This is a genomic window from Sphingomonas larreae, assembly GCF_051400595.1.
GTDB lineage: Bacteria > Pseudomonadota > Alphaproteobacteria > Sphingomonadales > Sphingomonadaceae > Sphingomonas.
In genome coordinates this window covers 1-16,143 of record NZ_JBLFFI010000006.1, presented here as the reverse complement: position 1 = coordinate 16,143, position 16,143 = coordinate 1, and the positions used below count along the sequence as shown (strand labels likewise).

Below are 16,143 nucleotides of genomic sequence, written 5' to 3'. Positions count from 1 at the left end.
GAAGCGGAGCAACTGCGGGGACCGTCGCGCGGGCGGAGCCCGACGCTGTACCGACCGCCGAGGGTGCCCGGCCGTCGCTTGTCGTCGTTCTGCTCAGCCGTGGTTTCCCGTCTTCGCGCGGCGACAGGTCATGCCAACGGCGGCGGCGCCTGCCACGCTCCCGCGCCGGCGGGACGCAAGGAATACGCAAGGATGTCGCGCTAGGACAGCGGCATGCGCCTGCCCGTCACCGATCAGGATGAACCGCTCAGCGGCACCCGTGCGCTCGGCGAGGCGCTGGGGCTGACCGCCGCGTCGGACGCGCTGGTGGACGAATCGCGTCGCGCCGCGCTCGCCGCGAGTGCGGCGATGTGGCCCGCGAGCGCGGCAGTGCTGCTGCTCGCCGCGGTCACGCTCGCGCTGCTGGCGCTGGGAACAGGCGATCGCGCGCTGGCGTTGTCTCTGGGGTGGCGCACCGGTGCCGGCGCGCTGCTGGCGCTGGGCTGCTGGGCCGTGGCGGCGCACCCGCGCGCCGCGGCGAGCGCGACCCAGCTCCGCGTCGCCACGCTCGCGGCGGGCGGCGCCGCGATCGCGCTCTGCTTCGCGCTCGGGATCGAGGCGGCGGCGGCGCTGCCGGAGGCGCTGCACCCTGCGATCACGATCTTGGCGGGCGCGGCAATGGTGGCGCTGGCGCTGGCGCTGCAACCCCTGCGCGCGGCCGCGCTCGCACTGGTGGCGACGCTGGCGCTCGCCGCGGTGACGGTGACGCGCGCGGCGCCGCTGCCCGCTGTGATAGCGCTGGCCAGCGCCGCGCTGCTCGCCGCGGCGGTGATCCGCGCCGCGCGCACCCGCCAGCACGCCCTGCTCGAGCGACGGCAGCAGCGCGCCGCCGAGCGCCGCGACAGCCAGCTCGTCGCCGAGTTCGAGACGCACGGTCCCGGCTGGTTCTGGCAGAGCGACCGGCGCGGCCGGCTCACCTATCTGTCCGAGAAGGTCGCGCGCGAGCTGCGCGGTCTCGGCATCGAGCCGATCGGCGCGCCGCTCACCGATGTCTTCCGCGTCGACTCGGCATGGGTCGAGACCGAGCGCACGCTGAGCTTCCACCTTTCGTCGCGCACCTCCTTCACCGATTATTCGGTCCGCCCCGCCGCCGGGGGCAGCGGCGCCGAGCGCTGGTGGTCGATCTCGGGGCGCCCCGCGCGCGACGAACTCGACCGCTTCCAGGGCTTCATCGGCGCCGGCTCGGATCTGACCGAGCAGCGACGCGCCGAGGCCGAGATCAAGCGGCTCGCCCTGTTCGACGCGCTGACCGGCATCGCCAATCGCCAGCGCATGCGGCTCGCGCTCGAGCAGACGCTGGCGCAGGCGCAGTCCGGCGGCACGCATCCGACCGGGCTGTTCCTGCTCGACCTCGACCGGTTCAAGGCGGTCAACGATACGCTCGGCCACCAGGTCGGCGACGAGCTGCTTAAGGAAGTGGCGCAGCGGCTGCAGCGCACGATCGGCGAGGCCGGGCTCGTCGGGCGGCTCGGCGGCGACGAGTTCAAGGTGATCGTGCCCAATGAGGGCGATCGCGACCGGCTCGCCGCGCTGGCGCAGCGCGTGATCGCGGCGCTGTCGCTACCCTATCACATCGACCGCTCGACGCTGTCGATCGGCTGCTCGGTCGGCATCGCGGTCGCGCCCGGCGACGGCGCGGTGCAGGAGGAGCTGGTGCGCAACGCCGATCTCGCGCTCTACGCCGCCAAGGCGGACGGGCGCGGCGTCCACCGCTTCTACCGCGAGGAGCTGCTCCACGGCGCGCAGAAGCGCAAGCGGCTGGAGGACGACCTGCGCCAGGCGCTCGCCGCGGGCCAGTTCCACCTCGCCTATCAGCCGGTGGTGTCCACCGCGGACGCGCGCATCATGGGCTATGAGGCGCTGGTGCGCTGGGACCATCCGCAGCGCGGGCTGGTCAGCCCCGCCGAGTTCATCCCCGTGGCCGAGGAGTGCGGACTGATCGAGGCGATCGGCGGCTGGGTGCTCGATACCGCCTGCGCGGAGGCGGTGAGTTGGCCCGACCATGTCCGTGTCGCGGTCAACGTCTCGCCGATCCAGTTCGCCAATCCGCGGTTGCCGGCGCTGGTGACTGCCGCGCTCGCCGCCACGGGGCTGCCGGCGCACCGGCTCGAGCTGGAGATCACCGAGGGCGTTTTCCTCAACGAGGATGCCTCGTCGGAGCAGATGTTTCGCGCGCTCAAGGCGATCGGCGTACGGCTCGCGCTCGACGATTTCGGCACCGGCTATTCCAGCCTCGGCTATCTGCGCAAGGCGCCGTTCGACAAGATCAAGATCGACCAGAGCTTCGTGCGCGGCGCGATCCAGCCGGGCAATCGCAATGCCGCGATCATCCGCGCCATCGTCAGCCTCGCCGAGACGCTCGGCATGGAGACCACCGCCGAGGGGGTGGAGCAGCAGGACGAGATCGTGCTGATCCGCGGGCTGGGGTGCAGCCATATCCAGGGCTATGTCTATGGTCGCCCGGAGCGCGCGGACGAGGTGCGCGCGCAGCTCGCCGCGGCCGCAGGCTATGCCGTGCCGATCGGGCACAAGACCAGCCGCGCCGCGCGTCACCGGGTGTTGCGCTCGGCACGGCTCGAGCTGGCGGGCGAGCGCGGCGAAGTGCGGGTGCGCAACATTTCGGCCTCGGGCGCGATGATCGACGGGGTCGACCTACCCGTCGCCGCGATCGGCCATGCGGTGACGCTGGTGCTCGACGACGAGCTGGCGCTGGCCGCCACGCTCCGCTGGGTCGGCGAGGAGGGCCGCGCCGGCGTGCAGTTCGAGGAGACGTTCGATCTGGAGTGGCTCAACCAGCCGGGGCAGCGCAGGGCTGCGTGAGGTGAGGTACGTCCTGCGGGGAGGCAGACCCGGCGAGAGCTCGTCCTGTGCTTGATGTCCTGTTGCGGGCGGAAATCCGAACCGCAAACTGCCGCTTACCTTCGGTCATCCCGGACCAAGTCCGGGATGACGAGCTTGTCGATCGCTTCGGGAGGAAGCGGATAAGTCCTCACCCCGCGCCCCGCCGCGCATCCGCGTTCTTCGTCCGCAACGTTGCCGCCGCGCCGGCGGGATCGTCGGGCCAGGGGTGGCGCGGGTAGCGGCCGCGCATCTCTTTCGCCACCGCGTGCCAGCTGCCACGCCAGAAGCCGGGCAGGTCGCGCGTCGTCTGGATCGGCCGCCCCGCGGGCGAGGTCAGCGACAGCACCAGCGGCACGCGTGCCGTCCCCAGGGTCGGATGCTGGTCGAGCCCGAACAGCGCCTGCACGCGCAGCTCCACGGTAGGCCCCGCCTCCGCGCCATAGTCGATCGGGTGGGTCGAGCCCGCGGGGCTGGTGAACACCGCCGGCGCGACCCGGTCGATCGCGCGGAGCGCGTCCCAGCCAAGAAGCGTGCGCAGCGCCTCCACCAGCGCGCCCGGCGCCACTGCGTCGAGCCGGCGCTTGCCCGCCACCAGCGCGGGCAGCCAATCGTCAAGCCGCTCGATCAGCGCGGCATCGTCGAGCGGAACGCCGGCATAAGCGGCGCGCGTGCGCAGCGCCTCCGCCGCGTGCGACCACGGCAGCAGCCCAAGGCCGTGCGCGCGCACTCCCTCCACCAGCGCCGCCTCGATCGTCGCCGCCTCCGCGCCGGCGTCGGGACCGCTCGACAGCCGGATCGCGCCGAGCCGGCGCTCGCGCAGCGGCTGCACCGCGCCGGTCGAGGGATCGAAGTCTGCGGTGCGGCGTGTGTCGATCCGGTCCGCGAACAGCGCCTCCACTTCATCCGCGGCGATCGGTGCGGCGGCGAGGATGCGCGCGCCGGCCGCCATGCCCTGCGTTTCCGCCACCGCGAGCCACTCGGCGCTGGCGAGCGGGGAGGTCGGGTCGAGCTTGAAGCCGCGCCCGCCGGCGGACACCCAGCGCTCGCCGCTGGAGTCACGCCGCCGCGCCACGCGATCGGGAAAGCCGAGCGCGACACAGGCGCCGATCGAGTCGGGCATGCCCTCCTTACTTGCGCGCTTCACCAGCCCCGCCCAGCGTTTCGCCAGCCCGCGCGCGCCCTCCGCCTTGGCCGAGCGGTCGCCGCGCCAGCGCCGCCACCGCAGCTCGAGGTCGGCGTCCGGCCCGCCCAGCCCGCGTTCCTGCAGCAGCACCGCCACCTCGGCGGCGCGGCGCGGGTCGGGCGCGGCGAGCAGCATGTGCGCGAGCCGCGGCGGCATGGGCAGCGCTGCGATCGCGCGGCCGTGCGCGGTCGGCCGCGAGTCGGCGTCGAGCGCGCCCAAAGCGGCGAGCCGCGCGCGCGCCTCCGCCACCGCGGCCTCGGGCGGCGCGTCGAGCCAGCGCAGTGCGCGCGGGTCGCTCACTCCCCACAGCGCGCAGGCGAGCACCAGCGCCGACAGGTCCGCCTCAAGGATCTCGGGCGGGTCGAAGCGCGGCATGCCGGCGGTCGCCGCCGCTTCCCACAAACGATAGGCCACCCCCGGCCCCTGCCGCGCGGCGCGGCCGGCCCGCTGCGTCGCCGCGGCCTGGCTGGCGCGCTCGGTGACCAGCCGCGTCATCCCCGCGGCGCGATCGTAGCGCGGGCGCCGCGCCATGCCGCTATCGACCACCACGCGGATGCCGTCGAGCGTCAGGCTGGTCTCGGCGATGCTGGTGGCAAGCACCAGCTTGCGCGCGCCGTCCGGCTCGGCCCGGATCGCGGCGCGCTGGGCGGCGGGGTCGAGGCTGCCGTGGAGCCGGTGGAGCCGCACGCCGGGCAGGTCACCGACGCGCTCGGCGGTGCGCTCGATCTCGGCGACGCCGGGAAGAAAGGCGAGCACGCCGCCTTCCTCCTCGCGGAGCGCCTGGCGCACGGCCGCCGCGATCGAATCCTCCAGCCGCGCCTCGGCGGCGCGGCCGAGGTGGCGCAGCTCGAGCGGGTAGCTGCGCCCCTCGCTCTCGATCACCGGCGCGCCCGCCATCAGCGCAGCAAAGCGCGCGCCGTCGAGCGTCGCGGACATCGCGACGAGGCGGAGGTCGGGACGCAGCGCTTCCTGCGCGTCGAGCGCGAGCGCCAGCCCGAAGTCCCCGTCGAGACTGCGCTCGTGCACCTCGTCGAACAGGATCGCGGACACGCCGGCGAGCTCTGGGTCATGCTGCAGCCGCGCGGTAAGGATGCCCTCCGTAAACACGGTGACGCGGGTGGCGGCGGACCTTTTGGAGTCGAGCCGGGTGGCATAGCCGAACGTCTGGCCGACCGGCTCGCCGGCGAGCTGCGCCATCCGCTCGGCCGCGGCGCGCGCGGCGAGGCGGCGCGGCGAGGTGACGATGATCTCACCGTCGCACCACGGCTCGGCAAGCAGAGCGGGCGCGACCGCGGTGGTCTTGCCTGCGCCCGGCGGCGCAACGAGCACCGCCCCGCTCTGCGCGCAAAGCGCGGCGAGCAACTCGGGGAGGACGGCGTGGATCGGCAGCGTCGGGGTCACGCTGCTCGCCCTAGCGGGCGGCGCGGGCGGGATGAAGGGGGAGCGGCGTCGGGAACGCGGCGTCCGTTATCTCATCCGACACCCGCCCCGCGTAGCCCGACGAAGGCCGGGTCCTAGTTGGGATGTCCATCGGGAGAACGCGCGACCGGCGTCACATGCTTGCTCAGTTCAGCCCTATACAGAGCCGTGGGCGTGACTCCCGCCTCCCCCCCGGCAGCGTCCCCACCCGGTCCCCGGCCTCCGCCGGGGCGATGAGGGGTGAGGCCCGGCTGATCATCGACCCGGCGCGCCGACCCGGCAGACGGAGCCGCCCGTGCGGGGCGGCTCCCCTCACCTCACGCCGTCGCCAGCTCGGCCTTGGCGTTGGCCTTGCTCTCGGCCAGCGTGGTGAGCTTGTCGTCGGTCGCCTTCTCCTCGTCGAGCGTTGCCTGCAGCAGCGTGACCACTTGGTCGTGGCCCATCTGCTTGGCCCAGGCGATCAGCGTGCCGTAGCGCGTGATCTCATAATGTTCGACCGCCTGCGCCGAGGCGATCAGCGCGGCGTCGAGCACCGACTTGTCGGAGATGTCGCCGGCGACCTCATTGGCCTCCTTGATGATGCCGTCGATCGCGGGGCAGGTTACCGCCTTGGCTTTCTCGCCCAGCGCGTCGAACGCCTGCTCCAGCCGCGCGATCTGGCCCTCGGTCTCGCGCAGGTGCGTCTCGAAGCCCTGTTTGAGCTCGGGCGCGGTTGCCTTCTCGATCATCTTGGGCAGCGCCTTGGTGATCTGGTTCTCGGCATAGTAGATGTCCTGGAGCGTGTGCAGGAACAGGTCGTGCAGCGTCGCAATGTCCTTGGTGAACAGGCCCATGGTCGTGCTCCTCTGGTGCGTGAACGGGAATGCTGCCTTAACGACGTGCGCGCCGGGACGTTGCGCCAGATCAGTACGCGAAGCGCCTGATCTCGATCAGACGCGGCACAGGGGTGACGAACCGCGCGCACGCGCGTACTAGGGCGCCGCTTATGTCCCGCACCGCCGCTCGCACCAAGGCCCGCGCCGCCGCTCGCCTCGCCGCCGTCCAGGCGCTGTATCAGCACGAGATGGAAGGCACCGCGATCCCCGCATTGCTTCACGAATTCCACCATCACCGCCTCGGCGCCGAGATCGAGGAGGCGCAATATGCCGAGGCCGACGTCGCCTTCTTCGACGACCTCGTCACCGGGGCCAACGCGCGTCAGGGCGAGATCGACCTGCTGATCGGCAAGAAGCTGAGCAGCGGCTGGACGCTGGAGCGGCTCGACAAGCCGATGAAGGCGATCCTCCGCGCCGGCTGCTACGAGCTGCTCGCCCGCAACGACGTGCCGGTGGGCGCGGCGATCAGCTCCTATGTCGACGTCGCGCACGCCTTCTACCAGAAGCGTGAGGCGGGCTTCGTCAACGGGCTGCTCGACAATATCGCCAAGGACGTGCGCGCCTGAGATGGGCGATCTGGTCTCGCTGAGCCGGGCTCGCAAGGCCAAGCGGCGAGCAAAGGACGCGGCACAGGCGGCGGCCAACCGCACCGCGCACGGTCGTACCAAGGCGGAGAAGCAGGCCGAGCGGCAGGAGCGCGCGCGGCAAGAGGCGGTGCTCGACGGGGCCAAGCGCGACGAATGAGGCATGCGGCAGGCGGGTCGGCTTCTCGGCGCTGATCTGGTCCACTCGCTTCGCGTAGCCGACGCGACATCGCGCCGGCGCGCCGCTATGCGCCAGCGATGAACGAGGCGGATTTTCTCGCGCGGCTGCGCCGCTTGCCGCTCCACCCCGGCGCGCGCGGGCTGGCGGACGACACCGCGGGGCTGGGCGGCTACACGCTCACCACCGACACGCTGGTGGAGGGCGTCCACTTCCTCCCCGACGATCCCGCCGCCGACGTCGCGTGGAAGCTGCTCGCAACCAATTACTCCGACCTCGCCGCCAAGGGCGCGCTGGTCGAGGGCGTGCTGCTCAACTACCCGCTGCGCGACGCCGACTGGGACAGCGCCTTCCTCGACGGGCTCGACGCCGCGCTGCGCGCGCTCGGCGGCGCGCTGCTCGGCGGCGACACGGTGACGCTGCCCGCGGGCGCGCCGCGCGTGCTGACGCTCACCGCGATCGGGCGCGACGCCGCCGCCCCTCCCCGCGACGGCGCGCGCGCGGGCGACTCGCTCTGGGTGACCGGCACCATCGGCGACGCCGGCGCGGGGCTGGCGATCGCGCGCGCCGGCCACGGCGACCTCGCGCTGCTGGCGCGCTACCGCCGCCCGGTGCCGCGACTGGCCGAGGGGCGCGCGCTGGCGCCGCTGGTGGCCGCGATGATGGACGTCTCCGACGGGCTGCTGATCGACGCGGCGCGGATGGCGGCGGCGAGCGGTCTCGCGGCGACGGTCGAGCTCGCCGATGTCCCGCGCGCGCCGGGCGTCACCGATGCGCTCGCCGCCGCGACCGCGGGCGACGATTACGAGCTGCTGTTCGCCGCGCCCACCGGCTTCGTGCCCCCCGTGCCGGCCACGCGCGTCGGTCATTTCGCGCTGGGCGCGGGGCTGCGTCTCACCCGTGACGGCGCGCCCGAGCCGCTGCCTCCCCGGCTCGGGTATGAGCACGGTTTGCGCTGACGCCAGCGCATGTTAGCCTCGCTTCCCGCGCGACACCTCCCGGCATCAGACCGGGCGCGCAACAGGAAGGATGTGAGGCATGACGATCGTCTACCTTGCCATCGTCTGCGGCGTCATCGCCGTACTCTATGGCTTCGTCACCAGCCGCCAGGTGCTCGCCGCGTCGCCGGGCAATGAGCGGATGCAGGATATCGCCAGCGCGATTCAGGAGGGGGCCAAGGCCTATCTCGGGCGGCAGTACACCACCATCGCCATGGTCGGCGCGATCGTCGCGGTCGTGCTCGCGGTCACGCTCGGGCTGCTGTCGACGATCGGCTTCGTCATCGGCGCGCTGCTCTCGGGCGTCGCGGGTTTCGTCGGCATGACGATCTCGGTGCGCGCCAACGTCCGCACCGCCGAGGCGGCGCGCCACACGCTCCAGCGCGGGCTGACGATGGCGTTCCGCTCGGGCGCGGTGACGGGGATGCTCGTCGCCGGGCTGGGGCTGCTCTCCATTGCCCTCTTCTTCTGGTATCTCACCGGCCCGGCCGGGCTGCTGCCCAACGACCGCGCGATCGTCGAGGCGCTCACCGCGCTGGCGTTCGGCGCCTCGCTGATCTCGATCTTCGCGCGGCTGGGCGGGGGCATCTTCACCAAGGCCGCCGACGTCGGCGCCGACCTGGTCGGCAAGGTCGAGGCCGGCATCCCCGAGGACGATCCGCGCAACCCCGCGGTGATCGCGGACAATGTCGGCGACAACGTGGGCGACTGCGCCGGCATGGCGGCCGACCTGTTCGAGACCTATGTCGTCACGCTCGGCGTCACCATGGTGTCGATCGCGCTGCTGATCCAGGCCGATGCGGCCGAGCTGATGCGGCTGATGAGCCTGCCGCTCGCGGTCGGGGGCGTGTGCATCATTACCTCGATCATCGGCACCTATATGGTGCGGCTCGGCGGCGGCTCGATCATGGGGGCGTTGTACAAGGGCTTCTGGGCCTCGGCGTTGCTGTCGATCCCCGCGATCTGGGCGGTGACGCAGTGGACCTTGGGCGACCTGCACCGCGTGATCGGCGGCGCCGGCTTCCTCGACGCCGGCAGCGGCGCGGTGCCCGACGCGGGCGCGACCAGTCATGCCGCCAGTGCGGTAGCGGGGGTGCCCGCGGCGAGCGCCTTCACCGGCTACGACCTGTTTTTCTCGATGCTGATCGGGCTGGCGGTGACCGGGCTGATCGTGTGGATCACCGAATATTACACCGGCACCAACTACCGCCCGGTCAAGTCGATCGCCAAGGCGAGCGAGACCGGCCACGGCACCAACGTGATCCAGGGGCTCGCGGTCAGCCTCGAGGCGACCGCGTTGCCGACGCTGGTGATCGTGGTCGCGGTGGTCGCCGCCTACAAGCTCGCCGGGATCATCGGCATCGCCTTCGCCGCGACCGCGATGCTGGCGCAGGCGGGCATGGTCGTCGCGCTCGACGCCTACGGCCCGGTGACCGACAATGCCGGCGGCATCGCCGAAATGGCGGGGCTGGAAGACGAGGTGCGCGAGCGCACCGACGCGCTTGACGCGGTCGGCAATACCACCAAGGCGGTGACCAAAGGCTATGCGATCGGCTCGGCGGGCCTCGCCGCTTTGGTGCTGTTCGGCGCCTACACCACCGATTTGCAGACCTATTTTCCCGACCTGTCGGTCAACTTCTCGCTCAGCAACCCTTATGTGATCGTCGGGCTGCTGCTCGGCGCGCTGCTGCCCTATCTCTTCGGTGCGTTCGGGATGACCGCGGTGGGCCGCGCGGCGGGCGCGGTGGTCGAGGAGGTGCGCCAGCAGTTCCGCGACAATCCCGGCATCATGCAGGGGACCAGCCGCCCGAACTACGGCCGTACCGTCGACCTCGTCACCCGCGCCGCGATCCGCGAGATGATCGTGCCCTCGCTGCTGCCGGTGCTGTCGCCGATCGCGCTTTATTTCATCGTCACCGCGGTGGACGGGCAGGCGAGCGGCTTCGCTGCGCTGGGCGCGATGCTGCTCGGCGTGATCGTCTCGGGGCTGTTCGTCGCCTTGTCGATGACCTCGGGCGGCGGCGCCTGGGACAATGCCAAGAAGTTCATCGAGGACGGCAACCACGGCGGCAAGGGATCGGAGGCGCACAAGGCCGCGGTGACCGGCGACACGGTCGGGGACCCGTACAAGGACACCGCCGGGCCGGCGGTCAACCCGATGATCAAGATCACCAATATCGTCGCCCTGCTGCTGCTCGCCGCGCTGGCGGGCGGCGGGGGCTGAGGCGGGCGTGTCCTCGATCCTTCCCGCATGGTGGGGAGCGGGACCGCCGGCGTGGCCGGTGGAGGGGGTCTTCCGAAGACGCTGTGCCGCGAGGAGAGCCCCTCCGCCGCCACGCTGCGCGGCGGTCCTTCTCCCAGCCCTCCCGCTCCCCAAATTGATCCATAACGGACCTCCCGCCCCTCGCGCCGCGCCGCGCCGATCCGTTCCGGACCAACCATGTCGTGACGGCAGCGTGACAACCACGCTCCGTTCGCGCGCATGGGCATCAATCGACCGGCGAACCACCTCTTCTATGGCGACAATCTGGACGTGCTGCGGCGCAAGATCGGCGACGCCAGCGTCGACCTGATCTACCTCGACCCGCCGTTCAACTCGAACGCGAGCTACAACATCCTCTTCCGCGCGCCCGACGGCGCCGGCGCCGACGCGCAGATCGAGGCCTTTCACGACAGCTGGCATTGGAACGAGGCCGCCGCTGACGCCTTCGACCAGGTCGCTCGCAGCGGCCACCAGGACGCCTTCGCGCTGCTTGATGCGCTGCGCCGCTTTCTCGGCGAAAATGACATGCTCGCCTATCTTGCGATGATGACGATACGGCTGATCGAGCTGCGCCGCGTACTCAAGCCCAGCGGCAGCCTTTATCTCCACTGCGATCCCACCGCGGGCCATTATCTCAAGCTGCTTCTCGACGGCGTGTTCGCGCCGCGCGCCTTCCGCCGCGAGATCGTGTGGCGCTCGGGCTGGGTCAGCGGCTTCAAGACGCGCACCAGCAATTGGGTGCGCAACCACGACACGATCTTCTACTATGTCCGTGATCCCGCGGGCGACTGGACCTTCAACAAGCAATATGTCGCGCATGCGGAGGATTATGTCCGCCGCGGCGGTGGCGCCAACCCGCTGGGCAAGCCGATCGACGACGTGTGGGACGATCCCGCGCTCTACTCGCCCAACATCAAGTCCTTCTCCGCGGAGAAACTGGGCTATCCAACGCAGAAGCCGGTCGCGCTGCTCGAGCGCATCATCGCCGCCTCGTCCCGGCCCGGCGATGTCGTGCTCGATCCCTTCTGCGGCTGCGGCACCGCGGTGCATGCCGCGCAAAAGCTGGAGCGGCGCTGGATCGGGATCGACGTGACCCAACTCGCCATCGCGCTGATTGAGAAGCGGCTGCGCGCTGCCTTCCCCGATGCGCGCTTCAGCGTCGAAGGCACGCCGCGCGACCTCGCCTCCGCCGAGGATCTCGCCCGACGCGACCGCTACCAGTTCCAATGGTGGGTGGTGTTCCTGATCGGCGCGATGCCGAACGGCGGCCGGCGCAAGGGCGCGGACGGCGGAGTCGACGGGCTGATCTATTTCCGGCCCGACGGGCGCACGGTCGAGCGCGCGCTCGTCTCCGTGAAGAGCGGTGAGCAGGTAGGCGTTGCGATGATCCGCGAGCTACAGGCGGTGATGGAGCGCGAGCGCGCGTGTGCGGGCGTGTTCGTCACCCGGGCCGCCGCGACCGAGCCGATGGTGCGCGAGGCCGCAGCGCTGGGCCGCTTCGCGAGCAGCGCGACCGGGCGCACCTATCCGCGGCTGCAGATCCTTACGCTCGCCGAGCTGATCGCGGGGCGCCGCCCCGAGCTGCCGCACGTCGATGCCGACGCCGCCTTCCGCCGCGCATTGCGGGAGGATCGCGGCGGCCAGGGCTCGCTGCTGTAGACGTGAGAACCGGAGACGCCGGGAGAGCGTCATCGCGCCCGCGACGGCTCGCCCAGCGTGCGCAGTTCGCCGCGCTGGGCCGCGGACAGCCGATGCAGCGGCACGAACAGCGGCGTGCCCCCGTCGCGACGCCGGAACAGCAGCAGCTCGCCGCGTTCGACCACGGAGACCTCGTCCCAGCCCAACCTTACCGTGCCACGCGGCGACGCCAGCACCAGCCCGGCCTCGCGCCACGCCAGCGTGGTCAGCAGCGCGGTCTCCGGCTGGCGCGCGAACTGGCGCCGCACTCGCCGCGGCAGCCGCCACCCCGCCAGCAGCGGCAAGAGCCCGAACACCGCTGCCATCCACCCGACCGCCCCGAGCGACAGCGCCGTCTCCGCCGCGACATCAGGGCGCAGGCCGCTGACCGCGATCACGGTAGCGAGCGCGACACCCGGCAGCGCGGCCCAAGCCAGGCGGCGACGCCAGCGCCCCTCCCCCGCGCCGAGGCGGGTCGCCGCGAGCAGGTCTTCGTAGCGGATGGTGAAGGTGGCGGCGCCCATCTTCCCTTATAGGACAGCGCTGCACCGGGAACGGCGTCACGTTCGTCCATCGGCACGCCACTGCGCCCCCCTTTGGCGGCAACCCAGGAAGACATGCCACGCCTGTGCGACACGCCCGCTTGCCGATTCGCGCGCCTGCGTCCATATAGCAGTCGCGCCGCGCCCTTGGGGTCGCCGCGCGATCCACGCGCTCGCCTTTCCTTTTTCCGCCGTCTCGGCTAAGGGCGCGCGCATTCAGCGCGAAAGAGACACCGTTTGGCGAAAGAAGAACTCCTCGAGATGCGCGGGCAGGTGGTGGAGCTGCTGCCCAACGCGATGTTCCGCGTCCGGCTCGAGAACGATCATGAGATCCTCGGTCATACCGCGGGCAAGATGCGCAAGAACCGCATCCGCGTGCTCGTCGGCGACGAGGTGCTGGTCGAGCTGACCCCGTACGACCTCACCAAGGGGCGCATCACCTATCGCTTCATGCCCGGCCGCGGCGGCCCCGGCCCGTCCTGAGCCAACTGCCGGACGACCGGCCCGATGCCGATGATGGTGACCGCGTGACGCCCGCCGATGGCGCCGCGCCGCTGGTGCTCGCCTCCTCCTCCCCGCGCCGCCGCGACCTGCTCGCGCGCATCGGCGTCGTCCCCGCGCGGGTGGAATCCCCCGACATCGACGAAACGCCGCGGCCGCGCGAGTTGCCGCGCGCCTATGCGCTGCGGCTCGCCGAGGAGAAAGCCCGCGCGGTGGCACGCGCGCCGACGGAGGCGGTGCTCGCGGGCGACACCACGATCGCGCTCGGCCGTCGTATCCTGCCGCCCGCGACCGACCCTGACGTCCAGCGCACGCTATTGCGGCTGCTCTCGGGTCGTCGCCACCATGCGCTGTCCGCGGTGTGCGTGATCGCGCCCGACGGCCGCGCGCGCACCCGCCTCGCGGACACGATCGTCGCGTTCAAGCCATTGTCCGAGGCGGAGATCGACGCCTATGTCGCGGGCGGCGAAGGGCTCGGCAAGGCCGGCGGTTACGCCATCCAGGGTCGTGCCGAGGCGTTCGTCCGCTTTCTCGCGGGCAGCCATTCGGGCGTGATCGGCCTGCCCTTGTTCGAGACCCGCGCACTGCTCGCCGCCGCGGGCGTGGCCGTTGGCTGAGTGGCTGTACGAGGACGGGATCGGCGAGGCACGCGCCGCGCTGGTCGACGGTGACCGGATCCTCGCGGCCCGGATCGAGCTGTCCGATACGCTTCGCGTCGGCACGATCGCGCCCGCGCGGCTGATCGAGCGGCAGATCGCCTCGCTGGATGACGGGCGCGAGCTGCTGCTGGACCGGGCCCCGAGCGGCGTCACTTTGGGGGCGCGGCTGACGGTGGAGGTGACGCGCGAGGCGATCCCCGAGCCCGGCCGCGCCAAGCGCGCGCGCGGCCGCGTCAGCGACGCGCCGCCCGCGGCGGGGCCGACGCTGCGCGAACGGATCGCCGCCACCGGCGTGCCGGTCCTGGAGATGCGCGCGCATGAGCCGGACGCGCTTGAGGCGGCGGGCTGGTCCGAAGCGCTGGAGGAAGCGCGCAACGGCGAGATCGCCTTCGCCTGCGGCGCGCTGCGGATGTCGCCCACGCCCGCAATGACGCTGTTCGACGTCGACGGTGACGATACGCCCGACGCGCTGGCGCTGCGCGCCGCCACCGCCGTGGCGCTGGCGATCCGGCGCCACGGGATCGGCGGCTCGATCGGGGTGGATTTTCCCACGGTGACGGGCAAGGCGACGCGCCAGGCAGTGGCCGCGGCGCTCGACACCGCGCTGCCCCCGCCGTTCGAGCGCACCGCCGTGAACGGCTTCGGCTTCCTCCAGATCGTGCGCCCGCGTCCTCGCGCATCGCTGCCCGAGCGGGTGCGCGAGGATCCGGTCGGCGCCGCCGCCCGCGCCGCGCTGCGCCAGATCGAGCGCGACCCGCCGGGCACGCCCAACCGCCACCGGCTGCCCGAGGCGGTACGCGCGCGGATCGAGGCAACGCCGGCATGGACAGACGCGCTGCTGCGCCGCACCGGACGGCTTCCTATTTTCGATCGATGACTCAGCTCTGCCCGATCTGCGCCGCCCCGGCGCGCCCCGACCATGCTCCGTTCTGCAGCCGCGGCTGCAAGGATCGCGACCTGCTGCGCTGGCTCGGCGAGGGCTATCGTCTTCCCGGCCCATCACTCGACGATGAAATGCGCGAGGGGCTGGACAAGCCCGGCGACACCGCTTAGGGACCGCGCCTCACTGCTCGACGAGCAGTGCGCCCAAGTAGCTCAGTTGGTAGAGCATACGACTGAAAATCGTAGTGTCGGTGGTTCGATCCCGCCCTTGGGCACCATTCTCCTTTTCCCCACGATGTTGCAACGGCTCCCGAGCTGGTGACATCCTCTCGGCTTAGCGTCTTGTCGCGAGTTCCGGCCGGACCCTCCGCTACCCGGGCCAACGCGGGCGTTCGTGGGGGTATTTCGGGGTGTTGAGCGGGCCACTTACGCTATCGGTTGCCAACCGGTCTCGCCTGTCGTCGCGCTGCCGGGCGAGCGTCGCCATATAAGGCTAAGCGCCGCTTAGGCCTCTTCCTCTACGTCACGCCGGGCGGCTATCGCCCGTGGCGGTGAGAGTACCGCGTCGCCGGCAAGGAGAAGCTCCCAAACTTCGGTTCCTACCCAGCGGTCTCGCTGGCGCGGGCGCGCGAAGGCAGAAGCCAAGCCGCGCCGATCAGGCGTTCTCCGCAGAGCGATCGAAGACCCGGATCGAAATGAGAAGGAGCACGATCGCGCCTGCCGCGCCGACACCAACGGCGGTGATCGCTTCGTCCGAGAGCGCGACATCGACCCCCGCCATCTCAGCGAGCGCATAGCCCGCGGTGCCAAAGCTCAGCGCAACGACGAGCCAGCCCACGGCGCGCCGGTAGCGACGGACTAGGTTCGCCGCGCCGCCGCTCGAGCGGAGCAGTCGGCCGACAATCTGGCTGTCCAGCGTGTCGGCGAGGATCATGCCGAGCGCGAAAGCGACGGAGATCATCAGGGCAGCGACCGTGCCGCCAGTGGCCGCGGCGGCCGCACCCCAAGCAGCCGCCTGCGTTGCGGTATCGAACACCAGCCCGAAGATCGCGCCGATCGCCACCGCTGCAAGCGGATGGGTGCTGTCGCGCAACCGACGGGGGACGAGCCGCGCCCGCCATCCGGCCGGCGCGTAATCGCTGCTACGCCGCAGCGCACGCAGGTTAAGCGTGCCGACGAGTAGCAGCAGCGCGATCACGGCGACGTCGACCATCGACAAGGTCCAACCCGGCATTGCAAAGGCGCCTGCGGCCAACGAGACGCCGACTGCGACCGCGGCGACGGCGAAGCTGTGTCCCAGCGCAACCACGTGCCGATCCAGAGCGCGACGCGAGGGCGTACGTCCACCGTTTGGAACACGATGTTGTCGATCACGGCGACGTGATCGGGATCGAGGCCATGCCGCAGTCCGAGCACAAACATGAGCCCTAGGTGTTTGATCCCACGGTTTAATGGTGCGATCCTTTCGTTGGAATGGAAGGATGCCATATGGGACAGGTACG

At 71.5% G+C, this 16,143-nt stretch carries 14 protein-coding genes and 1 tRNA gene; 11 read left to right on the top strand and 4 right to left on the bottom strand.

Annotated features, from left to right (window positions below; translation table 11 throughout):
• Window positions 1-213: 213 nt before the first annotated feature.
• A complete protein-coding gene (locus ACMGDM_RS17355) occupies window positions 214-2,859 on the top strand; it encodes an EAL domain-containing protein (protein ID WP_436805388.1) in 2,646 nt (881 codons plus the stop codon).
• A gap of 169 nt (window positions 2,860-3,028) precedes the next feature.
• On the opposite strand, the gene hrpB is transcribed toward ACMGDM_RS17355, so the two are convergent.
• Together hrpB and ACMGDM_RS17345 are read right to left on the bottom strand one after the other, a co-directional pair.
• Window positions 3,029-5,464, bottom strand: a complete 2,436-nt coding sequence (gene hrpB / locus ACMGDM_RS17350) for an ATP-dependent helicase HrpB (protein ID WP_436805387.1) — start codon at window positions 5,462-5,464, stop codon at window positions 3,029-3,031.
• A 335-nt stretch (window positions 5,465-5,799) separates the two neighbouring features.
• Window positions 5,800-6,315 (bottom strand): YciE/YciF ferroxidase family protein, encoded by a 516-nt coding sequence (locus ACMGDM_RS17345; protein ID WP_436805386.1) that lies wholly within the window; start codon window positions 6,313-6,315, stop codon window positions 5,800-5,802.
• Between the two features lie 152 nt (window positions 6,316-6,467).
• On the opposite strand from ACMGDM_RS17345, the gene nusB reads away from it, so the two are divergent.
• From nusB to ACMGDM_RS17320, 5 genes are all read left to right on the top strand, one after another.
• Window positions 6,468-6,923, top strand: a complete 456-nt coding sequence (gene nusB / locus ACMGDM_RS17340; protein WP_436805385.1) for a transcription antitermination factor NusB — start codon at window positions 6,468-6,470, stop codon at window positions 6,921-6,923.
• Between the two features lies 1 nt (window position 6,924).
• On the top strand, window positions 6,925-7,101 hold the full coding sequence (locus ACMGDM_RS17335) for a DUF4169 family protein (protein ID WP_436805384.1): 177 nt from the start codon (window positions 6,925-6,927) through the stop codon (window positions 7,099-7,101).
• Window positions 7,102-7,199: 98 nt separating this feature from the next.
• Entirely contained in the window at window positions 7,200-8,078 is an 879-nt protein-coding gene (gene thiL, locus ACMGDM_RS17330) for a thiamine-phosphate kinase (protein WP_436805383.1), read from the top strand.
• 79 nt (window positions 8,079-8,157) lie between these two features.
• Entirely contained in the window at window positions 8,158-10,341 is a 2,184-nt protein-coding gene (locus ACMGDM_RS17325) for a sodium-translocating pyrophosphatase (RefSeq protein WP_436805382.1), read from the top strand.
• A 258-nt stretch (window positions 10,342-10,599) separates the two neighbouring features.
• Complete coding sequence (locus ACMGDM_RS17320; RefSeq protein ID WP_436805381.1) at window positions 10,600-12,039, top strand: DNA methyltransferase; 1,440 nt, start codon at window positions 10,600-10,602, stop codon at window positions 12,037-12,039.
• A 29-nt stretch (window positions 12,040-12,068) separates the two neighbouring features.
• On the opposite strand, the gene ACMGDM_RS17315 is transcribed toward ACMGDM_RS17320, so the two are convergent.
• A complete protein-coding gene (locus ACMGDM_RS17315) occupies window positions 12,069-12,581 on the bottom strand; it encodes a hypothetical protein (protein ID WP_436805380.1) in 513 nt (170 codons plus the stop codon).
• Window positions 12,582-12,836: 255 nt separating this feature from the next.
• On the opposite strand from ACMGDM_RS17315, the gene infA reads away from it, so the two are divergent.
• The 5 genes from infA (at window position 12,837) to ACMGDM_RS17290 (ending at window position 14,919) form a co-directional block, all read left to right on the top strand.
• A complete protein-coding gene (gene infA / locus ACMGDM_RS17310) occupies window positions 12,837-13,082 on the top strand; it encodes a translation initiation factor IF-1 (RefSeq protein WP_022685627.1) in 246 nt (81 codons plus the stop codon).
• Window positions 13,083-13,126: 44 nt separating this feature from the next.
• On the top strand, window positions 13,127-13,717 hold the full coding sequence (locus ACMGDM_RS17305) for a Maf family protein (protein WP_436805379.1): 591 nt from the start codon (window positions 13,127-13,129) through the stop codon (window positions 13,715-13,717).
• Window positions 13,710-14,636, top strand: a complete 927-nt coding sequence (locus ACMGDM_RS17300) for an Rne/Rng family ribonuclease (RefSeq protein WP_436805378.1) — start codon at window positions 13,710-13,712, stop codon at window positions 14,634-14,636. The genes ACMGDM_RS17305 and ACMGDM_RS17300 overlap by 8 nt, the downstream gene beginning before the upstream one ends.
• Window positions 14,633-14,812: a DNA gyrase inhibitor YacG gene (locus ACMGDM_RS17295; RefSeq protein ID WP_436805377.1), complete on the top strand. Its 180-nt coding sequence runs from the start codon at window positions 14,633-14,635 to the stop codon at window positions 14,810-14,812. The genes ACMGDM_RS17300 and ACMGDM_RS17295 overlap by 4 nt, the downstream gene beginning before the upstream one ends.
• 31 nt (window positions 14,813-14,843) lie before the next feature.
• A tRNA-Phe gene (locus ACMGDM_RS17290) sits at window positions 14,844-14,919 on the top strand.
• Window positions 14,920-15,296: 377 nt separating this feature from the next.
• Here the strand turns inward: ACMGDM_RS17290 and ACMGDM_RS17285 are convergent.
• The gene (locus tag ACMGDM_RS17285) at window positions 15,297-15,950 is read right to left on the bottom strand and encodes a nickel permease (RefSeq protein WP_436805376.1); all 654 of its coding nucleotides are present in this window, start codon (window positions 15,948-15,950) and stop codon (window positions 15,297-15,299) included.
• Between the last annotated feature and the right edge of the window lie 193 nt (window positions 15,951-16,143).

What these genes read in the sequence shown, in the direction of transcription:
- ACMGDM_RS17345 (WP_436805386.1), bottom strand. Translation starts at nt 6,315, where the DNA reads ATGGGCCTGTTCACCAAGGACATTGCGACGCTGCACGACCTGTTCCTG.
- ACMGDM_RS17325 (WP_436805382.1), top strand. Translation starts at nt 8,158, where the DNA reads ATGACGATCGTCTACCTTGCCATCGTCTGCGGCGTCATCGCCGTACTC.
- ACMGDM_RS17320 (WP_436805381.1), top strand. Translation starts at nt 10,600, where the DNA reads ATGGGCATCAATCGACCGGCGAACCACCTCTTCTATGGCGACAATCTG.
- ACMGDM_RS17315 (WP_436805380.1), bottom strand. Translation starts at nt 12,581, where the DNA reads ATGGGCGCCGCCACCTTCACCATCCGCTACGAAGACCTGCTCGCGGCG.
- ACMGDM_RS17335 (WP_436805384.1), top strand. Translation starts at nt 6,925, where the DNA reads ATGGGCGATCTGGTCTCGCTGAGCCGGGCTCGCAAGGCCAAGCGGCGA.
- nusB (WP_436805385.1), top strand. Translation starts at nt 6,468, where the DNA reads ATGTCCCGCACCGCCGCTCGCACCAAGGCCCGCGCCGCCGCTCGCCTC.
- thiL (WP_436805383.1), top strand. Translation starts at nt 7,200, where the DNA reads ATGAACGAGGCGGATTTTCTCGCGCGGCTGCGCCGCTTGCCGCTCCAC.
- ACMGDM_RS17295 (WP_436805377.1), top strand. Translation starts at nt 14,633, where the DNA reads ATGACTCAGCTCTGCCCGATCTGCGCCGCCCCGGCGCGCCCCGACCAT.
- ACMGDM_RS17355 (WP_436805388.1), top strand. Translation starts at nt 214, where the DNA reads ATGCGCCTGCCCGTCACCGATCAGGATGAACCGCTCAGCGGCACCCGT.